Origin of the sequence: Bacillus sp. C30 (genome assembly GCF_040838255.1) — a bacterium.
In the GTDB taxonomy this organism is placed as follows: Bacteria; Bacillota; Bacilli; order Bacillales; family Bacillaceae_G; genus Bacillus_A; species Bacillus_A mycoides.
Genome location: NZ_JBFPJH010000064.1, coordinates 1 through 15,652, shown reverse-complemented (window position 1 = coordinate 15,652; position 15,652 = coordinate 1). Strand labels below are relative to the sequence as shown.

Annotated in this window: 14 protein-coding genes, 2 tRNA genes and 2 riboswitches; of the genes, 3 read left to right on the top strand and 13 right to left on the bottom strand. The window is 37.1% G+C overall.

Annotated features, from left to right (window positions below; genetic code table 11):
* Window positions 1-166 precede the first annotated feature (166 nt).
* The 6 genes from AB3X49_RS09325 to groES form a co-directional block, all read right to left on the bottom strand.
* Window positions 167-1,672: a sensor histidine kinase gene (locus AB3X49_RS09325; protein WP_002124847.1), complete on the bottom strand. Its 1,506-nt coding sequence runs from the start codon at window positions 1,670-1,672 to the stop codon at window positions 167-169.
* Entirely contained in the window at window positions 1,656-2,357 is a 702-nt protein-coding gene (locus AB3X49_RS09320; RefSeq protein WP_002029454.1) for a response regulator transcription factor, read from the bottom strand. The genes AB3X49_RS09325 and AB3X49_RS09320 overlap by 17 nt, the downstream gene beginning before the upstream one ends.
* 145 nt (window positions 2,358-2,502) lie before the next feature.
* Complete coding sequence (locus AB3X49_RS09315) at window positions 2,503-3,828, bottom strand: NCS2 family permease (RefSeq protein ID WP_002091603.1); 1,326 nt, start codon at window positions 3,826-3,828, stop codon at window positions 2,503-2,505.
* A gap of 128 nt (window positions 3,829-3,956) precedes the next feature.
* A riboswitch (purine riboswitch) is annotated at window positions 3,957-4,058 on the bottom strand.
* A 155-nt stretch (window positions 4,059-4,213) separates the two neighbouring features.
* Window positions 4,214-5,752 carry a glutamine-hydrolyzing GMP synthase gene (guaA, locus tag AB3X49_RS09310; protein WP_122974556.1) on the bottom strand — a complete coding sequence of 513 codons (1,539 nt, stop codon included), beginning with the start codon at window positions 5,750-5,752 and terminating at the stop codon, window positions 4,214-4,216.
* Between the two features lie 165 nt (window positions 5,753-5,917).
* Window positions 5,918-6,019: riboswitch (purine riboswitch) on the bottom strand.
* Window positions 6,020-6,158: 139 nt separating this feature from the next.
* A complete protein-coding gene (gene groL, locus AB3X49_RS09305; RefSeq protein ID WP_002029451.1) occupies window positions 6,159-7,793 on the bottom strand; it encodes a chaperonin GroEL in 1,635 nt (544 codons plus the stop codon).
* Window positions 7,794-7,830: 37 nt separating this feature from the next.
* Complete coding sequence (gene groES / locus AB3X49_RS09300; RefSeq protein WP_002009985.1) at window positions 7,831-8,115, bottom strand: co-chaperone GroES; 285 nt, start codon at window positions 8,113-8,115, stop codon at window positions 7,831-7,833.
* A 402-nt stretch (window positions 8,116-8,517) separates the two neighbouring features.
* Between groES and AB3X49_RS09295 the strand changes: the two genes are divergently transcribed.
* Together AB3X49_RS09295 and AB3X49_RS09290 are read left to right on the top strand one after the other, a co-directional pair.
* On the top strand, window positions 8,518-9,267 hold the full coding sequence (locus AB3X49_RS09295) for a CPBP family intramembrane glutamic endopeptidase (protein WP_044440795.1): 750 nt from the start codon (window positions 8,518-8,520) through the stop codon (window positions 9,265-9,267).
* Complete coding sequence (locus AB3X49_RS09290; protein WP_001246201.1) at window positions 9,264-9,455, top strand: YdiK family protein; 192 nt, start codon at window positions 9,264-9,266, stop codon at window positions 9,453-9,455. The genes AB3X49_RS09295 and AB3X49_RS09290 overlap by 4 nt, the downstream gene beginning before the upstream one ends.
* A 29-nt stretch (window positions 9,456-9,484) precedes the next feature.
* Here the strand turns inward: AB3X49_RS09290 and AB3X49_RS09285 are convergent, their stop codons facing one another.
* On the bottom strand, window positions 9,485-10,114 hold the full coding sequence (locus AB3X49_RS09285) for a redox-sensing transcriptional repressor Rex (protein ID WP_000372704.1): 630 nt from the start codon (window positions 10,112-10,114) through the stop codon (window positions 9,485-9,487).
* 187 nt (window positions 10,115-10,301) lie between these two features.
* Between AB3X49_RS09285 and AB3X49_RS09280 the strand changes: the two genes are divergently transcribed.
* Entirely contained in the window at window positions 10,302-12,224 is a 1,923-nt protein-coding gene (locus tag AB3X49_RS09280; RefSeq protein ID WP_367961673.1) for an ABC-F family ATP-binding cassette domain-containing protein, read from the top strand.
* 412 nt (window positions 12,225-12,636) lie between these two features.
* On the opposite strand, the gene tsaD is transcribed toward AB3X49_RS09280, so the two are convergent.
* The 6 genes from tsaD to AB3X49_RS09250 form a co-directional block, all read right to left on the bottom strand.
* Window positions 12,637-13,653 (bottom strand): tRNA (adenosine(37)-N6)-threonylcarbamoyltransferase complex transferase subunit TsaD, encoded by a 1,017-nt coding sequence (gene tsaD / locus AB3X49_RS09275; protein ID WP_002009991.1) that lies wholly within the window; start codon window positions 13,651-13,653, stop codon window positions 12,637-12,639.
* Window positions 13,653-14,096, bottom strand: coding sequence for a ribosomal protein S18-alanine N-acetyltransferase (gene rimI, locus AB3X49_RS09270; RefSeq protein WP_002063534.1), 444 nt, complete (start codon window positions 14,094-14,096; stop codon window positions 13,653-13,655). Before rimI ends, tsaD begins: the two co-directional genes overlap by 1 nt.
* A 13-nt stretch (window positions 14,097-14,109) precedes the next feature.
* A complete protein-coding gene (gene tsaB / locus AB3X49_RS09265; protein ID WP_002124827.1) occupies window positions 14,110-14,802 on the bottom strand; it encodes a tRNA (adenosine(37)-N6)-threonylcarbamoyltransferase complex dimerization subunit type 1 TsaB in 693 nt (230 codons plus the stop codon).
* A complete protein-coding gene (gene tsaE / locus AB3X49_RS09260) occupies window positions 14,783-15,256 on the bottom strand; it encodes a tRNA (adenosine(37)-N6)-threonylcarbamoyltransferase complex ATPase subunit type 1 TsaE (protein ID WP_002009995.1) in 474 nt (157 codons plus the stop codon). The genes tsaB and tsaE overlap by 20 nt, the downstream gene beginning before the upstream one ends.
* A gap of 174 nt (window positions 15,257-15,430) precedes the next feature.
* A tRNA-Asp gene (locus AB3X49_RS09255) sits at window positions 15,431-15,506 on the bottom strand.
* Window positions 15,507-15,509: 3 nt separating this feature from the next.
* A tRNA-Met gene (locus tag AB3X49_RS09250) sits at window positions 15,510-15,586 on the bottom strand.
* Window positions 15,587-15,652: the final 66 nt, after the last annotated feature.

Below are 15,652 nucleotides of genomic sequence, written 5' to 3'. Positions count from 1 at the left end.
CCAAGTTTTTTTATTTCTTTTGTCGCTTTCTGCGTTGTTGCTATCGGCGACTTGTTTTATATTACACCTCTAAACTCTAATCGTCAATATGTTTTTCTAAAAAAATATAAAAAGGCTTATTCTTTTTAAAATAAGCCTTTTTATCCTATAACATTCTATTCATTTATTATTTTTCTATAATTGGTAATGAAACGATGAACTGAACGATCCCGTCCTCATACTCAGCTCGAATACTACCACCTTGCAACTCAACAATACTTTTCGCAATAGCTAATCCGAGCCCCGAACCTTCTGTTACTCTACTTCTAGATTGATCTTTCTTATAAAACCGTTCAAACAAGTTCCCTAACTCTTCTCTCGTAAACTCTTCGCTATGATTCGCAATAACAATTTGTATATTCCTGCGCTGCCTTTGAAGAGAAACTTTTATCTCTCCGTCATCTTTACTATACTTAATTGCATTCATTAGTAAGTTGTCGAATACACGGACCATCTTTTCCGAATCAATCATCGCATATGCACGTTCCTCAGGAAACTTCTTAACAAACATAAGGCCATGCTCTTCCGCTTGTGGTACTAACTCTTCTATTAATTGATCAAGTAACTCATTTACACACACTTCCTGTTTTTCTAATACAACTTGTTCATTCGTTAACTTCGTATACTCAAATAAATCTTCTATTAAATTCTTTAACTGCTCCGACTTTGCAAAAGCAATTCTCGTATACTCATCATGTTGTTCTTTATTTTCATATTTAGAATCTCGAAGTAATCGCAAGTAACCCATTATAGAAGTCAGTGGTGTACGTAAATCGTGTGATACATTCGTAATAAGCTCATTCTTTTGCTTCTCTAATTTACGTTCCTTTTCTATATTATTCATAAGCTCTTCCGCCATATTATTAATATTCTCAGTTAAAGACGCAATCTCATCTTCACCTTTTTTCTCAATACGGTACGCTAAGTTTCCTTTTTCTATTTCCTTTACACCTTGTGCCATCGCTTCAATTTGCTTCATCTTTCTCTTTGTTATATAGAAGAAAGAGAAAATAAATACAAGTACACCTATGAAAAACGGAAACGGTCCTTCTTGCGTATCATATATTACTTCACCTTCTGGAATCCCACTAACAAACATGTATAAATTCTTATCTTCTATTGTAATAGGTGCAAAAGCTATAAATTCTTTTCTCGTACTTTCAAATTCTTTTCTACCATTCATATAATTAATCGCAAACGATGATGCATTACGAATTGTATTATGCAAATCAATTTGCTCTTCTTGCGCCTGCTTCGTTTTATATAAAACTTTACCGCTCTCGTCAGTGACCAATACTTTTAAAGCTCTAGAGTTTTGTTCTAAATTTTGATTCTCTATTTCAATCATAGTTGATATAGCTTCTAATTTATTTTCATGAACTGAACTATTTGCCACGCTTTGAGCTTGTTGATTAATTTGTTCCATACCAACCCGATAATCGATCGTCGCCTCTCGATTCGCATTCTCAAAAAACGGTGCTGCTGCCTTCGCTGACAAAATCCCTAACAACGCACAAGCAGTAAACGCAGTAATAAGTTGAATTCGTATACTCCGTTTCACACTCTTCACTATCTTTCCAATTAATTCTCGAATTTTCCTAACATAAGTAAATGGATTAAATATCTTTTTCAATCTTATACCCCACTCCCCATACTGTTTTTATATATATCGGCTTCCTTGGATTCTCCTCAATCTTTTCACGCACTTTCCGAATATGAACCATTACCGTGTTATCCGACTGGAAAGATCTTTCGTTCCAAACCTTTTCATAAATTTGTTCCGCACTAAAGACCATCCCCGGATTACGGACTAGTAATTCTAAAATTGAAAATTCCCTCGGGGTCAGTTTCACTTCTTCTCCATCCACAATGACTGTATGAGTGGAGATATTTATTTTCATCTCTCCAATTTCTAACTCGTCCTCATTTTGAATAGCAAAGCCATTCATTTTCATATAACGACGTAGCTGCGATTTAATTCTTGCGATTAACTCTAACGGATTAAACGGTTTTGCTACATAATCATCTGCACCTGTTGTTAATCCTAAAATTTTATCCATATCTTGCGTTTTTGCCGAAAGCATAATAATCGGCATTTCCTTCGCTTCCCTTACTTTCATACACATATGAATACCATCTACTTTCGGCATCATAATATCTAATACGACTAAGTGCACTTCATTTTCTTCTAATATACGTAACCCTTCTTCTCCGTCCCCTGCTTGCAGTACTTTATATCCTTCGTTCTTTAAATAAATTGTAATAAGGTTCCTAATTTCTTTTTCATCATCTACGACAAGTATTGTTTCCCCGGCCATACTATCTCCCCCATCACTTTTTTAATCCCTAACTTCTATTATAAGAAAACTTCTGAAGAAAAACGCTCGGAAATCCTTAAGATTTTCTGAAGACGCAAAAAAGGTCTAGACTCCCCTCAAGTCTAGACCTTTCAAAAAACCCCTTTTATTTACGAACGTAGATGAAATATAGTACGAATAAAACTCCCATAACATACATAATTGGATGAATCTCTTTACGACGACCACTCACAACCATTGTAATTGGATAGAAGATAAACCCGATTGCAATTCCTGTTGCGATACTATACGTAAGTGGCATTGAAATGATAGTAAAGAACGCTGGCACTGCAATCTCGAATTTCTTCCAATCAATTTCTCCTAAAGATGAAACCATCAAGATTCCTACAATAATTAATGCTGGCGCTGTTACAGCTGGTGTCACAACACTTAATAGTGGTGAGAAGAATAGTGCCAGTAAGAAGAACCCTGCTGTTACAACCGCTGTAAATCCAGAACGTCCTCCTGCTGCTACCCCCGCAGACGATTCAATGTAAGACGTTGTTGTTGATGTACCTAAAATCGCACCAATTACAGTTGCAATCGCATCTGCAAATAACGCTTTACCTGCACGTGGTAATTTATTGTTCTTCATTAATCCCGCTTGATTCGCAACCGCTACAAGCGTACCTGCTGTATCAAAGAAATCGATAAAGAAGAACGTTATAATAACAATCGCCATTTCAACAGTGAAAATGTCTCCAAAGTGAGTTAACGCTACCCCGAACGTTGGTTCCAGACTCGGTATTGCTCCCACTACAGCTTTTGGTGTATCAATTAATCCCGTTGCTACTCCTAAGATCGCTGTAAGGATCATACCGTAGAAAACTGCACCATTTATTTTTTTAATCATGAAAATGATTGTAGTAACAACTCCGAAAATTGCTAATAACGTTGTGCCCTTCGTTAAATCCCCCAATCCAACAAGAACAGCATCATTCTTTACGATAATCCCAGCGTTTTGGAATCCAAGGAAAGCAATGAATAATCCAATACCCGCCGCTACTGCAAACTTTAACTCTACTGGAATTGCATTAATGATTTTTTCACGAATACCTGAAGCAGTAAGAATAATAAAGATAATACCTGACATTAATGTTCCAGCAATTGCCGTTTGCCACGGAATTCCCATCGTTAACACTGCTGTATAAGCAAAGAACGCGTTTATTCCCATACCTGGCGCTAAAGCAATCGGATACTTCGCAAATATCCCCATAATTAACGAACCAATCGCCGCTGCTAATGCTGTAGCAACGAATACTGCACCTGGATCCATTCCTGTACCTGCCGGTAATCCTTTAACATTTCCAAGCGACAGCGTAGCAGGATTGACAAATAGTACGTAAGCCATAGATAGAAATGTCGTTAAACCTGCTATGAACTCTGTTTTATAATTTGTGCCGAGTTCATCAAACTGAAAATAGCGTTTCATCTTACGTTTCCCCCGTTATATGATTACTCGTCGTATTTCACCCTAGCCCTCTTTTATCTATAAAAATAAAAAAGGCTTCCATTGCATATACATGGAAGCGTTCTATGAATAAAGACAAGTTTCCCCTCATCTTTATCAAAACGCCTCGTAGTCAAGCCATTTACGGTAGCTAGGTAGAAACTTTCGGGCCATATCCCCGATATTATACGACGGCATAATATTCACTTTTCGTTTGAATTACATACTCATATTAACTCGAGGAGGTGGTTTTGTCAATTTAAAAACGAACATTTTTATAAATTTTTATATTTTCGTTCGTATTAAGGGTAAAAACAAAAAGATCCATCTATACATAAATGATAGATGGATCCTTTTTATTACAATACTATTCCCACTCAATAGTTGCTGGTGGCTTACTCGTTATATCATACACGATACGGTTAACGTGTTTTACTTCGTTTACGATACGTACAGAGATTTTCTCTAATACGTCCCAAGGGATACGTGCCCAATCAGCTGTCATACCGTCGATAGATGTTACTGCACGGATACCTACTGTGTAATCGTAAGTACGCTCGTCACCCATAACACCTACACTACGCATACCAGGAAGCGCAGTGAAGTATTGCCAAACTTCGCGGTCTAATCCTGCTTTTATAATTTCTTCACGTAAAATTGCATCAGATTCACGAACGATTTCTAATTTCTCTTCTGTAATTTCACCTAATACACGAATACCAAGTCCTGGACCCGGGAACGGTTGACGCCATACGATTTCATCAGGAATTCCTAGTTCTGATCCTAATACACGTACTTCGTCTTTAAATAAAGTGTTTAAAGGCTCAATTAATTTGAACTGCATGTCTTCTGGAAGTCCACCAACGTTATGGTGAGATTTAATTGTTTGTGCAGTTGCTGTACCACTTTCAACGATGTCCGTGTAAAGTGTACCTTGCGCTAGGAAGTCCATTCCTTGTAATTTAGAAGCTTCATCATCAAATACGTAAATGAATTCATTACCGATGATTTTACGTTTTTGCTCTGGATCTTCTACACCTTTTAACTTGTTCATGAAGCGCTCTTGTGCATCCACTTTAATAACGTTCATATGGAAGCCTTCGCTAAATGTTTTCATAACACCTTCTGCTTCATCTTTACGAAGTAAACCGTGATCCACGAAAATACATGTTAATTGGTCACCAATTGCCTTATGAATTAATACTGCTACAACAGAAGAGTCTACACCGCCACTAAGTGCGCATAATACTTTTTTGTCTCCAACAGTTTCACGGATCTTCTCTAATTCTACTTCGATAAAGTTCTCCATGTTCCATCCTTCAGAACAACCACATACGCCGAATACGAAGTTTTTAATTAAATCATTACCGTGCTCAGAGTGACGTACTTCTGGGTGGAATTGTACACCGTATAAGTTTTCCGCTTCATTGCTCATACCAGCAATTGGACAAGACTCACTTGTTGCATCTACTACGAATCCTTCAGGTAAACCAGTTACTAAGTCACCATGGCTCATCCATACAACTTGCTCTTCTGGAAGGTTCGCATATAATTTTGATTCATTCTCTACTTTAAGAACAGCTTTTCCATACTCACGGTGGTTGGCACGTTCTACTTTACCACCAAAGTGTTGTGTCATAAGCTGCATACCGTAACAGATACCGAAAATCGGTAATCCTAGCTCAAAGATTTTTTCATCACAATGTAATGCACCTTCACCGTATACACTATTCGGTCCACCAGAGAAAATAATCCCTTTTGGATTCATTGCTTTAATTTCTTCTGCAGTAATTGTATGCGGATGAAGTTCACTGTATACACCGAACTCACGAATTCGACGTGCTATTAACTGATTGTACTGACTTCCAAAATCTAAAACGATAATTGTATCATGCTGCTTCTTCAAAATAATCACCCCAACGTTAGTTCTCGTATATAAATATTTTCACCAATTTAGCAAAAAGCATTACTAATATAATAAAAAAAGCCAGTCCTCCGCCTCTAGTCTCATGACAAAGAAAAGGCAGGGGTCTGGCTTTATAAAGAAAGATAGTCTTCCGCTCTTTATAAATATAAGACACACTGCCTTCATAGTCAGGTTGTTTACGGTAACCCGGTAGAGACTCTCAAACCATATCATTGAGGATATATGAAGGATCGTTTTATATTATCTTCCTAGATTCTAACAATGAAGTATCAGTATGGTCAAGAGAGAAAGCGACAAAATTCTACAGAAATTATTTTCCTGCGCTCAAAAACATAAAAAAACATCCACTTCTATATAGAAGTGGATGTTTTTCGGGAGAACGGAATTACATCATTCCACCCATACCGCCCATGCCCATGCCGCCCATGTCAGGCATTGCTGGTGCATTTGGTTCTGGCTTGTCAGCAACTACAGCTTCAGTTGTTAAGAACATAGCTGCAACAGATGCTGCGTTTTGAAGTGCAGAACGAGTTACTTTAGCTGGATCTACGATACCAGACTCAAGCATGTTAACCCATTCGCCAGTAGCTGCGTTGAAACCAACGCCTACTTTTTCGCCTTTTAGACGCTCTACAACTACAGATCCTTCTAGACCAGCGTTGATTGCGATTTGACGAACTGGCTCTTCTAGTGCACGAAGTACGATGTTGATACCTGTTGCTTCGTCGCCTTCAGCTACGATAGAAGCTACTTTTGTGTATACGTTCATAAGTGAAGTACCACCACCTGCAACGATACCTTCTTCTACTGCTGCACGAGTTGAGTTAAGTGCATCTTCAATGCGAAGTTTGCGCTCTTTTAACTCAGTTTCAGTTGCTGCACCTACTTTAATTACTGCTACACCGCCCGCAAGTTTAGCAAGACGCTCTTGTAATTTTTCACGATCGAATTCAGAAGTAGTTTCTTCTAATTGCGCGCGGATTTGACCGATGCGAGCTTCGATTTGTTGTGAATTTCCAATACCTTCAACTACAGTTGTGTTTTCTTTCGTTACAACAATTTTACCAGCACGTCCTAAAGATTCAACTGTAGCAGATTTTAAGTCACGTCCTAATTCTTCAGTGATTACTTCGCCACCAGTTAAGATTGCGATATCTTCTAGCATTGCTTTACGACGGTCACCAAATCCAGGAGCTTTAACAGCAACTACATTGAATGTACCACGAAGTTTGTTCACTACTAATGTAGCTAACGCTTCGCCTTCTACATCTTCAGCAATGATAAGAAGTGGTTTACCTTGTTGTACCACTTGCTCTAATACTGGTAAGATTTCTTGGATGTTAGAAATCTTTTTGTCAGTAATTAAAATGTATGGGTTATCAAGAACTGCTTCCATTTTGTCAGAATCAGTAATCATGTAAGGAGATGCATATCCACGATCAAATTGCATACCTTCTACTACGTCTAATTCTGTTGTGAATCCTTTAGATTCTTCTAAAGTAATAACGCCGTCGTTACCAACGCGCTCCATTGCTTCAGCGATTAATTGACCTACTTCTTCGTCAGCCGAAGAAATAGCAGCTACTTGTGCGATAGAAGATTTACCTTCGATTGGTTTAGAAATCGCTTTTAATTCTTCAATTGCAGCAGTAACAGCTTTTTCGATACCTTTACGAAGACCCATTGGGTTTGCACCAGCTGTTACGTTTTTAAGACCTTCACGAATCATAGCTTGCGCTAATACAGTTGCAGTTGTCGTTCCGTCACCAGCTACATCGTTTGTTTTGCTAGCAACTTCTGCTACTAATTTCGCACCCATGTTTTCGAATGCATCTTCTAATTCGATTTCTTTTGCGATTGTTACACCGTCATTTGTAATAAGTGGTGAACCGAATTTTTTCTCAAGTACAACGTTACGACCTTTTGGTCCAAGCGTTACTTTTACTGCGTTTGCAAGAGTGTCGACACCGCGAAGCATCGAACGACGTGCTTCTTCACTAAATTTAATATCTTTTGCCATAATAATTGACCCCCTTGGATTTTTAAAATGTATATAATTAACCGATAATTGCTAAAATGTCACTTTCACGTAAAATCAAGTAGTCTGTACCTTCGTATTTCACTTCAGTACCTGCATATTTTGAGAAGATGATAAGATCACCTGCTGCTACCTCTAAAGCAACACGCTCACCATTTTCAAGCACTCGGCCTGTACCTACTGCAATAACTTTACCCTCTTGTGGTTTTTCTTTTGCAGTTTCTGGTAATACAATACCACTTGCTGTTTTTTCTTCTGCTTGAACAAGTTCAATTACAACGCGATCACCTAATGGCTTTAGCATGAACAATAACCTCCTCATTTTGTTATGTAAATTTTATTTATTAGCACTCAAGTCACACGAGTGCTAACACACTTCTAATAATAAATAATCTCAATTTCTTTTGCAAGTAAAAAAATCATAATTTTTTCGCAAATTACTTTATGCACTTTCCTAGATATCATTACTTCTTCTACTGCCTTTACTATATGAATCGTTGTTCCCACTTCTTGTATGTTACAATATGAAAGACACCCTAAGTTGTTTTCGCTAAACGTACAACTTTTTCCTGTCTCCTATTTTATTTTCAAATACTTATTTACAAAAAAAATATAATTCAAATGAAAGTTTATATCGTAGGTAGCATATTTACATGTTATCCTACCTTATCTCATACACTAGCGTTAGAAAGGATGGTTAAACCATTTGAAGAAACAATATTGGTGGATTATCGTTACATACATTTTAATGCAGTTATCAGGCATTGCCGGGTTACCGCTTCTCCTGAAAACTGGACTATACGATAATAGGGGATTTACTAGAGATGAAAAACTTCAGCTCATAACTGGTCATTGGGCTATCATTAGCTTTTTCATTGCATTATGTGTTGTACTTTGGTTACTCAGAACAGACATTCGTGACAGGCATTTAGATAAAATGCGCTCTACTGTTCCAGCTACAATTGGGTGGATTTTTATTGGTTTCTTCTTAGCGCTGTTCTCACAAAGCATTGCCGGTATGATCGAAATGCGTTTATTAGGGATTACACCGGGATCTGAAAATACAGCAAGACTTATGGACATCGCAAGAACGACACCTTGGTTCCTTATTGTCATATCTATAATAGGACCTATTTTGGAAGAAATCGTATTTAGAAAAATTTTATTCGGTACACTTTATAAGAAGTTTAACTTCTTTATTGCCGCTATTATTAGTTCACTTGTATTCGCGGCGATTCATTTTGATTTTACTCACTTATTGGTATACACTTCTATGGGGCTCGTATTCGCCTTTTTATACGTAAAAACGAAACGAATTATAGTTCCTATTGCAGCTCATGTTGCAATGAATACATTAGTTGCAGTTGCTCAAGTTGTAGTAAGCAATGAGCAAATTCAAGAAATGATTAAAGAAGCTGAAAAAATGCAAGGCTTTATCGGAGGATTTTTAGTATGAGAAACTCACCATTGTTCATGGCTGCATTGTACTTTCTTCTTGGATGTATCTTTACACGCTTCGCCATTACGAACGTAACAGATACAATCTGGAATATGTGGACAATACTATTTGCAGTTATGGCAACAATTGATTTTAATTTGGCACTTCGCCTTATCTTAGTTAAATTCACAAAGAAAAAACAATAATAAAACGCAGAGGTCATCTCCTCTGCGTTTTATTGTGGATAATTCTTCAAAAAGTAAACAAGTGTTTGTAACTCTACAGCTAAATCAATGTGATGAATCCTTATATTCTCTGACACATTTAAGCGTGCTGGTGTGAAATTTAAAATACCATGCACGTTCGTTTCTGCCAATCTATCTGCCACAGATTGCGCTACTGTAGCGGGTACCGTTAATATTGCCACTTGTATATCAGTTGATAAACGTTCTTCTAGTTCATCCAAATGATATACAGGAATGCCTCCGATTTCTGTTCCAACTTTCTCTTCACTAACATCAAACGCCATTTCAATTTTTGTATTATTGTTTTTCGTGAAATTATAATGTAAGAAAGCGGTCCCTAAATTACCTACTCCAATAAGTGCCACGCGTGTTATATCATCTTGGTCGAGTGTTTCACGGAAAAATGATAATAAATAATTTACGTTATATCCATATCCTTTTTTCCCTAACGCTCCAAAATATGAAAAATCTCTTCGAATAGTTGCGGAATCAACCTTTACCGCTTCACTCAATTCGGCTGATGAAACACGTTGCTTACCAGAAAGAGATAAGTTTTGGATAAATCGATAGTATAGAGGCAATCGTTTGGCAGTGGCCTGTGGAATTTTTTGCTGATCCATATAACCTCTCCTCTCTTCCTATCTTTATTCTTATACTTGAATCAAATACAGAAGTTTAGTCCTCATGAATTTCCTTGTATAATAAAGAGAAGAAGTATTCTCTCTTTATTTTAAACTATACACTATTTTTAGTATGATTGAGAAATATAAACATGGCAAAGTTAAGAAATTATTTGAGGTGAAAACATTGATATTATTACAAGTGAATGGGCTTTCGAAATTATACGGTGCAGAAACGATTCTAGCAAACATAAAATTGGAAGTACAAACAAAAGATCGTATCGCATTAGTCGGACGAAATGGAGCTGGAAAATCTACATTATTAAAAATAATAGCTGGCGAGTTATCTCATGATGGTGGTGAAATTATAAAACCGAAAGATGTCTCAATGGGGTATTTAGCTCAAAATACCGGATTAGAAACGTCTTTAACAATTTGGGATGAAATGTTAACCGTCTTTACACACTTGCAGCAGATGGAGACAAAACTTCGAAGGCTAGAGCAAGAGATGGGAAAAGAAGAAAACTTTTCAAATGCGGCTATATATGAGAAATTATTAGCTGATTATGACCAATTACAATTAGATTATAAAGATCAAGGCGGCTATCAGTACGAAGCGGATATACGCTCAATTTTAAGCGGTCTTGGCTTCCCAGTTGAAACGCATCAGACGCAAATTTCCACATTAAGTGGTGGACAAAAGACTCGATTAGCTCTTGGGAAATTATTATTAACTAGACCAGACTTACTTATTTTAGACGAACCTACAAACCATTTGGACATTGAGACACTAACATGGCTTGAACAATATTTACAAGGCTATCCTGGCGCGATTTTAATCGTTTCCCATGACCGTTATTTCTTAGATAAACTCGTTACACAAGTATACGAAATTTCTAATAAGGAAAGCCGACGATTTGTTGGTAACTACAGTAAATATTTAGACTCAAAATCAGCTCTATACGAGCAAGAAATGAAGCGTTATGAAAAACAACAAGATGAAATTTCTAAACTGGAAGACTTTGTACAAAAAAATATAGCTCGTGCATCTACGACAAAACGCGCTCAAAGTCGCCGTAAACAATTAGACAGAATGGAAGTATTAACTAGACCATTAGGCGATTCTAAATCAGCTTCCTTCCACTTCGATATTGAAAAACAAAGTGGAAATGATGTTTTACAAGTGAAGGATGCAACTATTGGCTATTATCAGGAACCGATTATTGAACATGTAAATATGCGCTTAACTCGCGGTGACAGTGTTGCCTTAGTTGGGCCAAACGGAATTGGAAAATCTACATTATTAAAATCCATTGTGAATAAGTTACAGCTATTACATGGAAACGTTGCTTTCGGGTCAAACGTATCTGTTGGTTATTATGATCAAGAACAAGCCAACTTAACATCTTCGAAGCGAGTTTTAAATGAATTATGGGATGAATATCCATTGCAGCCCGAAAAAGAAATTCGCACTATACTAGGCAACTTTTTATTCACAGGGGATGATGTACTCAAACCAGTATCTTCTCTTAGTGGTGGACAAAAGGCTCGACTAGCTCTTGCAAAACTTATGATGCAAAAATCCAATTTATTAATTCTCGATGAGCCAACAAACCATCTTGATTTAAATAGTAAAGAGATTTTGGAGAATGCTTTAATTGATTACCCAGGTACTCTTCTATTCGTCTCTCATGACCGCTACTTTATTAATCGCGTAACGACAACCGTTGTTGAGTTATCAACAGAAGGTGCACAAGAATATTTAGGTGATTACGATTATTACGTTGAAAAGAAAAATGAAATGATTGAACGTGCGGAACTAGAGCAAGAAGATGAAGTACCTGTTCAAAAAGTGGTGGCACAAGAAAAATTAAATTATCTCGAAGAAAAAGAACGTAAACAGTTAGAGCGTCAACGTACTCGAAAAATTGAAGAACTGGAACAAAATATCGTAGGCTTAGAAGAAGAAATTGCTACGTTAGAAGACCAACTTTGCTTACCAGAAATATATGCAGATTATGAAAAGGCTAGTGAAATTACAACTAAAAAACAAACACTGCAAGAACAGCTTGAAGCTTGTATGGCAGAATGGGAAGAACTGCATATATAAGAGAATTTAAAAGAGGAGGATGTCTCATAAGTCGTGCTTTTTGACGAGATGACCTCCTTTTTATTTTCTGTTTTGGAATCAATACCATAATAAATGAAATTATACAAACCATTCGACAAGGATTGACAATAGTAGCACCTTATATAATAAGAGGAGGATGTTTCAAAATGTTTTTTGGACATCTCTTTGTTTTTTATTTCCCAAAAAAGAATTTCTTCAAAGGTCAGACTTCCTCTATGTTATCCACAAGGTTATGCACATATCCACCTTTATAATATAAACTTTCAAATAACTTTTCCACATTACCCACAACTAGATAAAAAGTTATACACATTTCATGTACACAAAAAACCCAAATTATCAACAGATAATTTGGGTTTTATCCACAAGCTGTGGTTAATTTTGTGTATAACTATGCTTCAATATCTAATCCTGGATTTGCATTTAAAGCTAATGTAGCGCGTTTTCCTTGTTCGTATGCAATTGTACCTGCAGCCGCAATCATCGCTGCATTATCTGTGCATAAAGATAGAGGAGGAATAATTAGCTCTATATTTTCTTTTTGTGCAAATTCTGCTGCTAAACGTGCACGAAGCCCTTTATTAGCAGCTACTCCACCAGCAAGAAGCACTTGTTTTACATTATAAGCATCTGCTGCACGAGACGCTTTCGTTACAAGTACATCTATTACACTTTCTTGGAAACTTGCTGCTAAATCTTCTGGTGCAATTTCTATACCGCGCTGTTTTGCGTTATGCACAGTGTTGATAACTGCTGATTTCAATCCACTAAAGCTGAAATCATACGAATCAGGTTCTAGCCACGCACGAGGCAAATCAATTGTTGGTTTTCCTTCATGCGCAAGGCGATCAATATGAGGACCACCTGGATAAGGCATTGATAATGTACGAGCTACTTTATCGTAAGCTTCTCCTGCCGCATCATCTCGCGTTTCACCAATCACTTCAAATGAACCATGTTCTTTCATATAAACAAGCTCCGTATGTCCACCGGATACAACAAGCGATAGTAACGGGAATTGTACTTCTTTTACTAAACGATTCGCATAAATATGACCAGCAATATGATGAACACCAACTAGAGGGATATCATGAGCAAAAGCCACAGCTTTCGCTGCATTTACACCTATTAAAAGTGCTCCGACTAAACCTGGTCCTTCTGTTACAGCAATTGCATCAATATCCTCAAAAGTGATATTCGCTTCTTTTAAAGCTTCTTCTAACACAACTGTGATTTCTTCTACATGATGACGGGATGCAATCTCTGGTACAACTCCGCCAAAACGCTTATGACTTTCAATTTGCGATGCAACGACATTCGCAATGATTTCCGTTCCATTTTTAACAACTGCTACAGCTGTTTCATCACAGCTTGTTTCAATACCAAGTATAATCGTATTTTTTTCCATTATATATTCACCCACATTACAAGACCATCTTCCTGATTGTCTGCATAGTATCGTTTACGAATCCCACCATTTTGAAATCCGTATTTTCTGTATAACTGCTTTGCTACTTCATTTGACATGCGTACTTCAAGTGTCATTGTTTTTACTCCTAAACCTTTCGCTTCGGAAATGACTTCTTTTAATAAGGCATCCCCTAGCTTTTGACCTCTGTATTCCGGCAGGATAGCTATATTTGTTACATGTGATTCATCAATAATTATCCACAATCCACAATATCCAATTACGAGACCATCTTTTTCTAGCACGACATAATGTGCATGTTCATTCACCTCTAATTCACGGTGAAAGGCATCTGCAGTCCAAGGGGTTGAAAAAGATGCTTCTTCAATAGCTACAATTTGAGCAATATCATCGAGTGCCATCTTTCTAAATATCATATCCATCTTCTGTAGGCCCCTATTGTTTTTGACTTTCTAACCATTTTGTTTCAGCTTCAGCTAAACGAAGATAGCTAGGAACAAACGTATGCACGTCTTGTTCTTCTTTTTGTAATCCTAAAAATGCTAATTCACTTGGTCTTGGGTTATTCTTAGTGAACGGAGCAAATACAGCTTGATCACCTAAATATTCTACAATTGTTTCTTTATGCAATTTAACATCGTTACCAATAAATAAAACAGGCTGTTCTTTATCTTTTAACATTTGCAACCAGTCAACAATAAGAATAATTCGGTCTTCTTCTATTGAAGTTATACGCTCTCCTTCATATGTATATAACCCCGTGTAAATTTGACCACGTCGGCCATCAAATAAAGGACAAATTAGTCCATTAAAATTAGTACCATTTGCAGCCACCACTTCCAAACTTGATACACCTACAATTGGTATTTGAAGTGACCAAGCTAATGTTTTTGCCGCTGTCACACCTATACGAACACCTGTATATGATCCCGGTCCAGCTGCTACAACAATTTTAGTCAATTCTTTCGGTTTTACACCGCATTCTTTTAACAGTTTCTCTACAGCTGGCATAAGACGTACAGAATGGTTTTTTGTTAAATTTGTAATGATTTCCCCAATCACGTTCCCTTCCTCAATAAGGGATACACCCATTACGTAATTTGAAGTATCAATTGCTAGTACTTTCATCTTGTAATAGCTCCTCACATAATCTAATATAGCGATCTCCAATTGGCTCGAGTACAATTTTTCTTGTATCATCTCCAGCATGGAATAAACTAATTTGCAACTTCTCATTCGGTAAATATGCTTCTATTAAATGAGCCCATTCTACTACTGTAATCCCTTCACCATAGAAATACTCATCAAATCCTAAATCTTCTTCACTTTCCGCTAAACGATACACATCCATATGATATAGCGGTAATCTTCCTTTATATTCTTTAATAATATTGAAGGTAGGACTATTTACGACTCTTTTCACTCCAAGACCTTTTGCTAGTCCTTTTGTAAAAGTCGTCTTGCCAGCTCCAAGATCACCTTCTAAAATAATTACATCTTTTTCCTTTACAAGTCTCCCTAATTTTTCTGATAATCGCTGGGTTTCTTCGGAAGATTTTGTTGTTATTTCATATTTACTCACAGACTTCACCTACTTTACTCACAATGTTCTCTGCTCTTTATTATACAGGTTTTAAATATATAAAAAAGTCCTTAGGAGTTTTCCTAAGGATAGTTTGACTGTCTTTATTAGTTTTTTGTTAAAACAAATAAAAAAATACGAAACAACTTGTTTCGTTCTTTTCTTTATATAAAATGGCGGTCCCGACCGGGGTCGAACCGGCGATCTCCTGCGTGACAGGCAGGCATGTTAACCACTACACCACGGGACCATTTGGTTGCGGGGACAGGATTTGAACCTGCGACCTTCGGGTTATGAGCCCGACGAGCTACCGTACTGCTCCACCCCGCGATGATATAAATAGCCTGGCAACGTCCTACTCTCACAGGGACAAGGTCCCAACTACCATCGGCGCTA

Excerpts from the sequence above, each read along its gene's own strand:
- AB3X49_RS09290 (WP_001246201.1), top strand. The coding sequence starts at position 9,264 with ATGAGAAACTCACCATTGTTCATGGCTGCATTGTACTTTCTTCTTGGA.
- AB3X49_RS09285 (WP_000372704.1), bottom strand. The coding sequence starts at position 10,114 with ATGGATCAGCAAAAAATTCCACAGGCCACTGCCAAACGATTGCCTCTA.
- groES (WP_002009985.1), bottom strand. The coding sequence starts at position 8,115 with ATGCTAAAGCCATTAGGTGATCGCGTTGTAATTGAACTTGTTCAAGCA.
- AB3X49_RS09320 (WP_002029454.1), bottom strand. The coding sequence starts at position 2,357 with ATGGCCGGGGAAACAATACTTGTCGTAGATGATGAAAAAGAAATTAGG.
- AB3X49_RS09315 (WP_002091603.1), bottom strand. The coding sequence starts at position 3,828 with ATGAAACGCTATTTTCAGTTTGATGAACTCGGCACAAATTATAAAACA.
- tsaD (WP_002009991.1), bottom strand. The coding sequence starts at position 13,653 with ATGGAAAAAAATACGATTATACTTGGTATTGAAACAAGCTGTGATGAA.
- tsaB (WP_002124827.1), bottom strand. The coding sequence starts at position 14,802 with ATGAAAGTACTAGCAATTGATACTTCAAATTACGTAATGGGTGTATCC.
- rimI (WP_002063534.1), bottom strand. The coding sequence starts at position 14,096 with ATGGATATGATATTTAGAAAGATGGCACTCGATGATATTGCTCAAATT.
- groL (WP_002029451.1), bottom strand. The coding sequence starts at position 7,793 with ATGGCAAAAGATATTAAATTTAGTGAAGAAGCACGTCGTTCGATGCTT.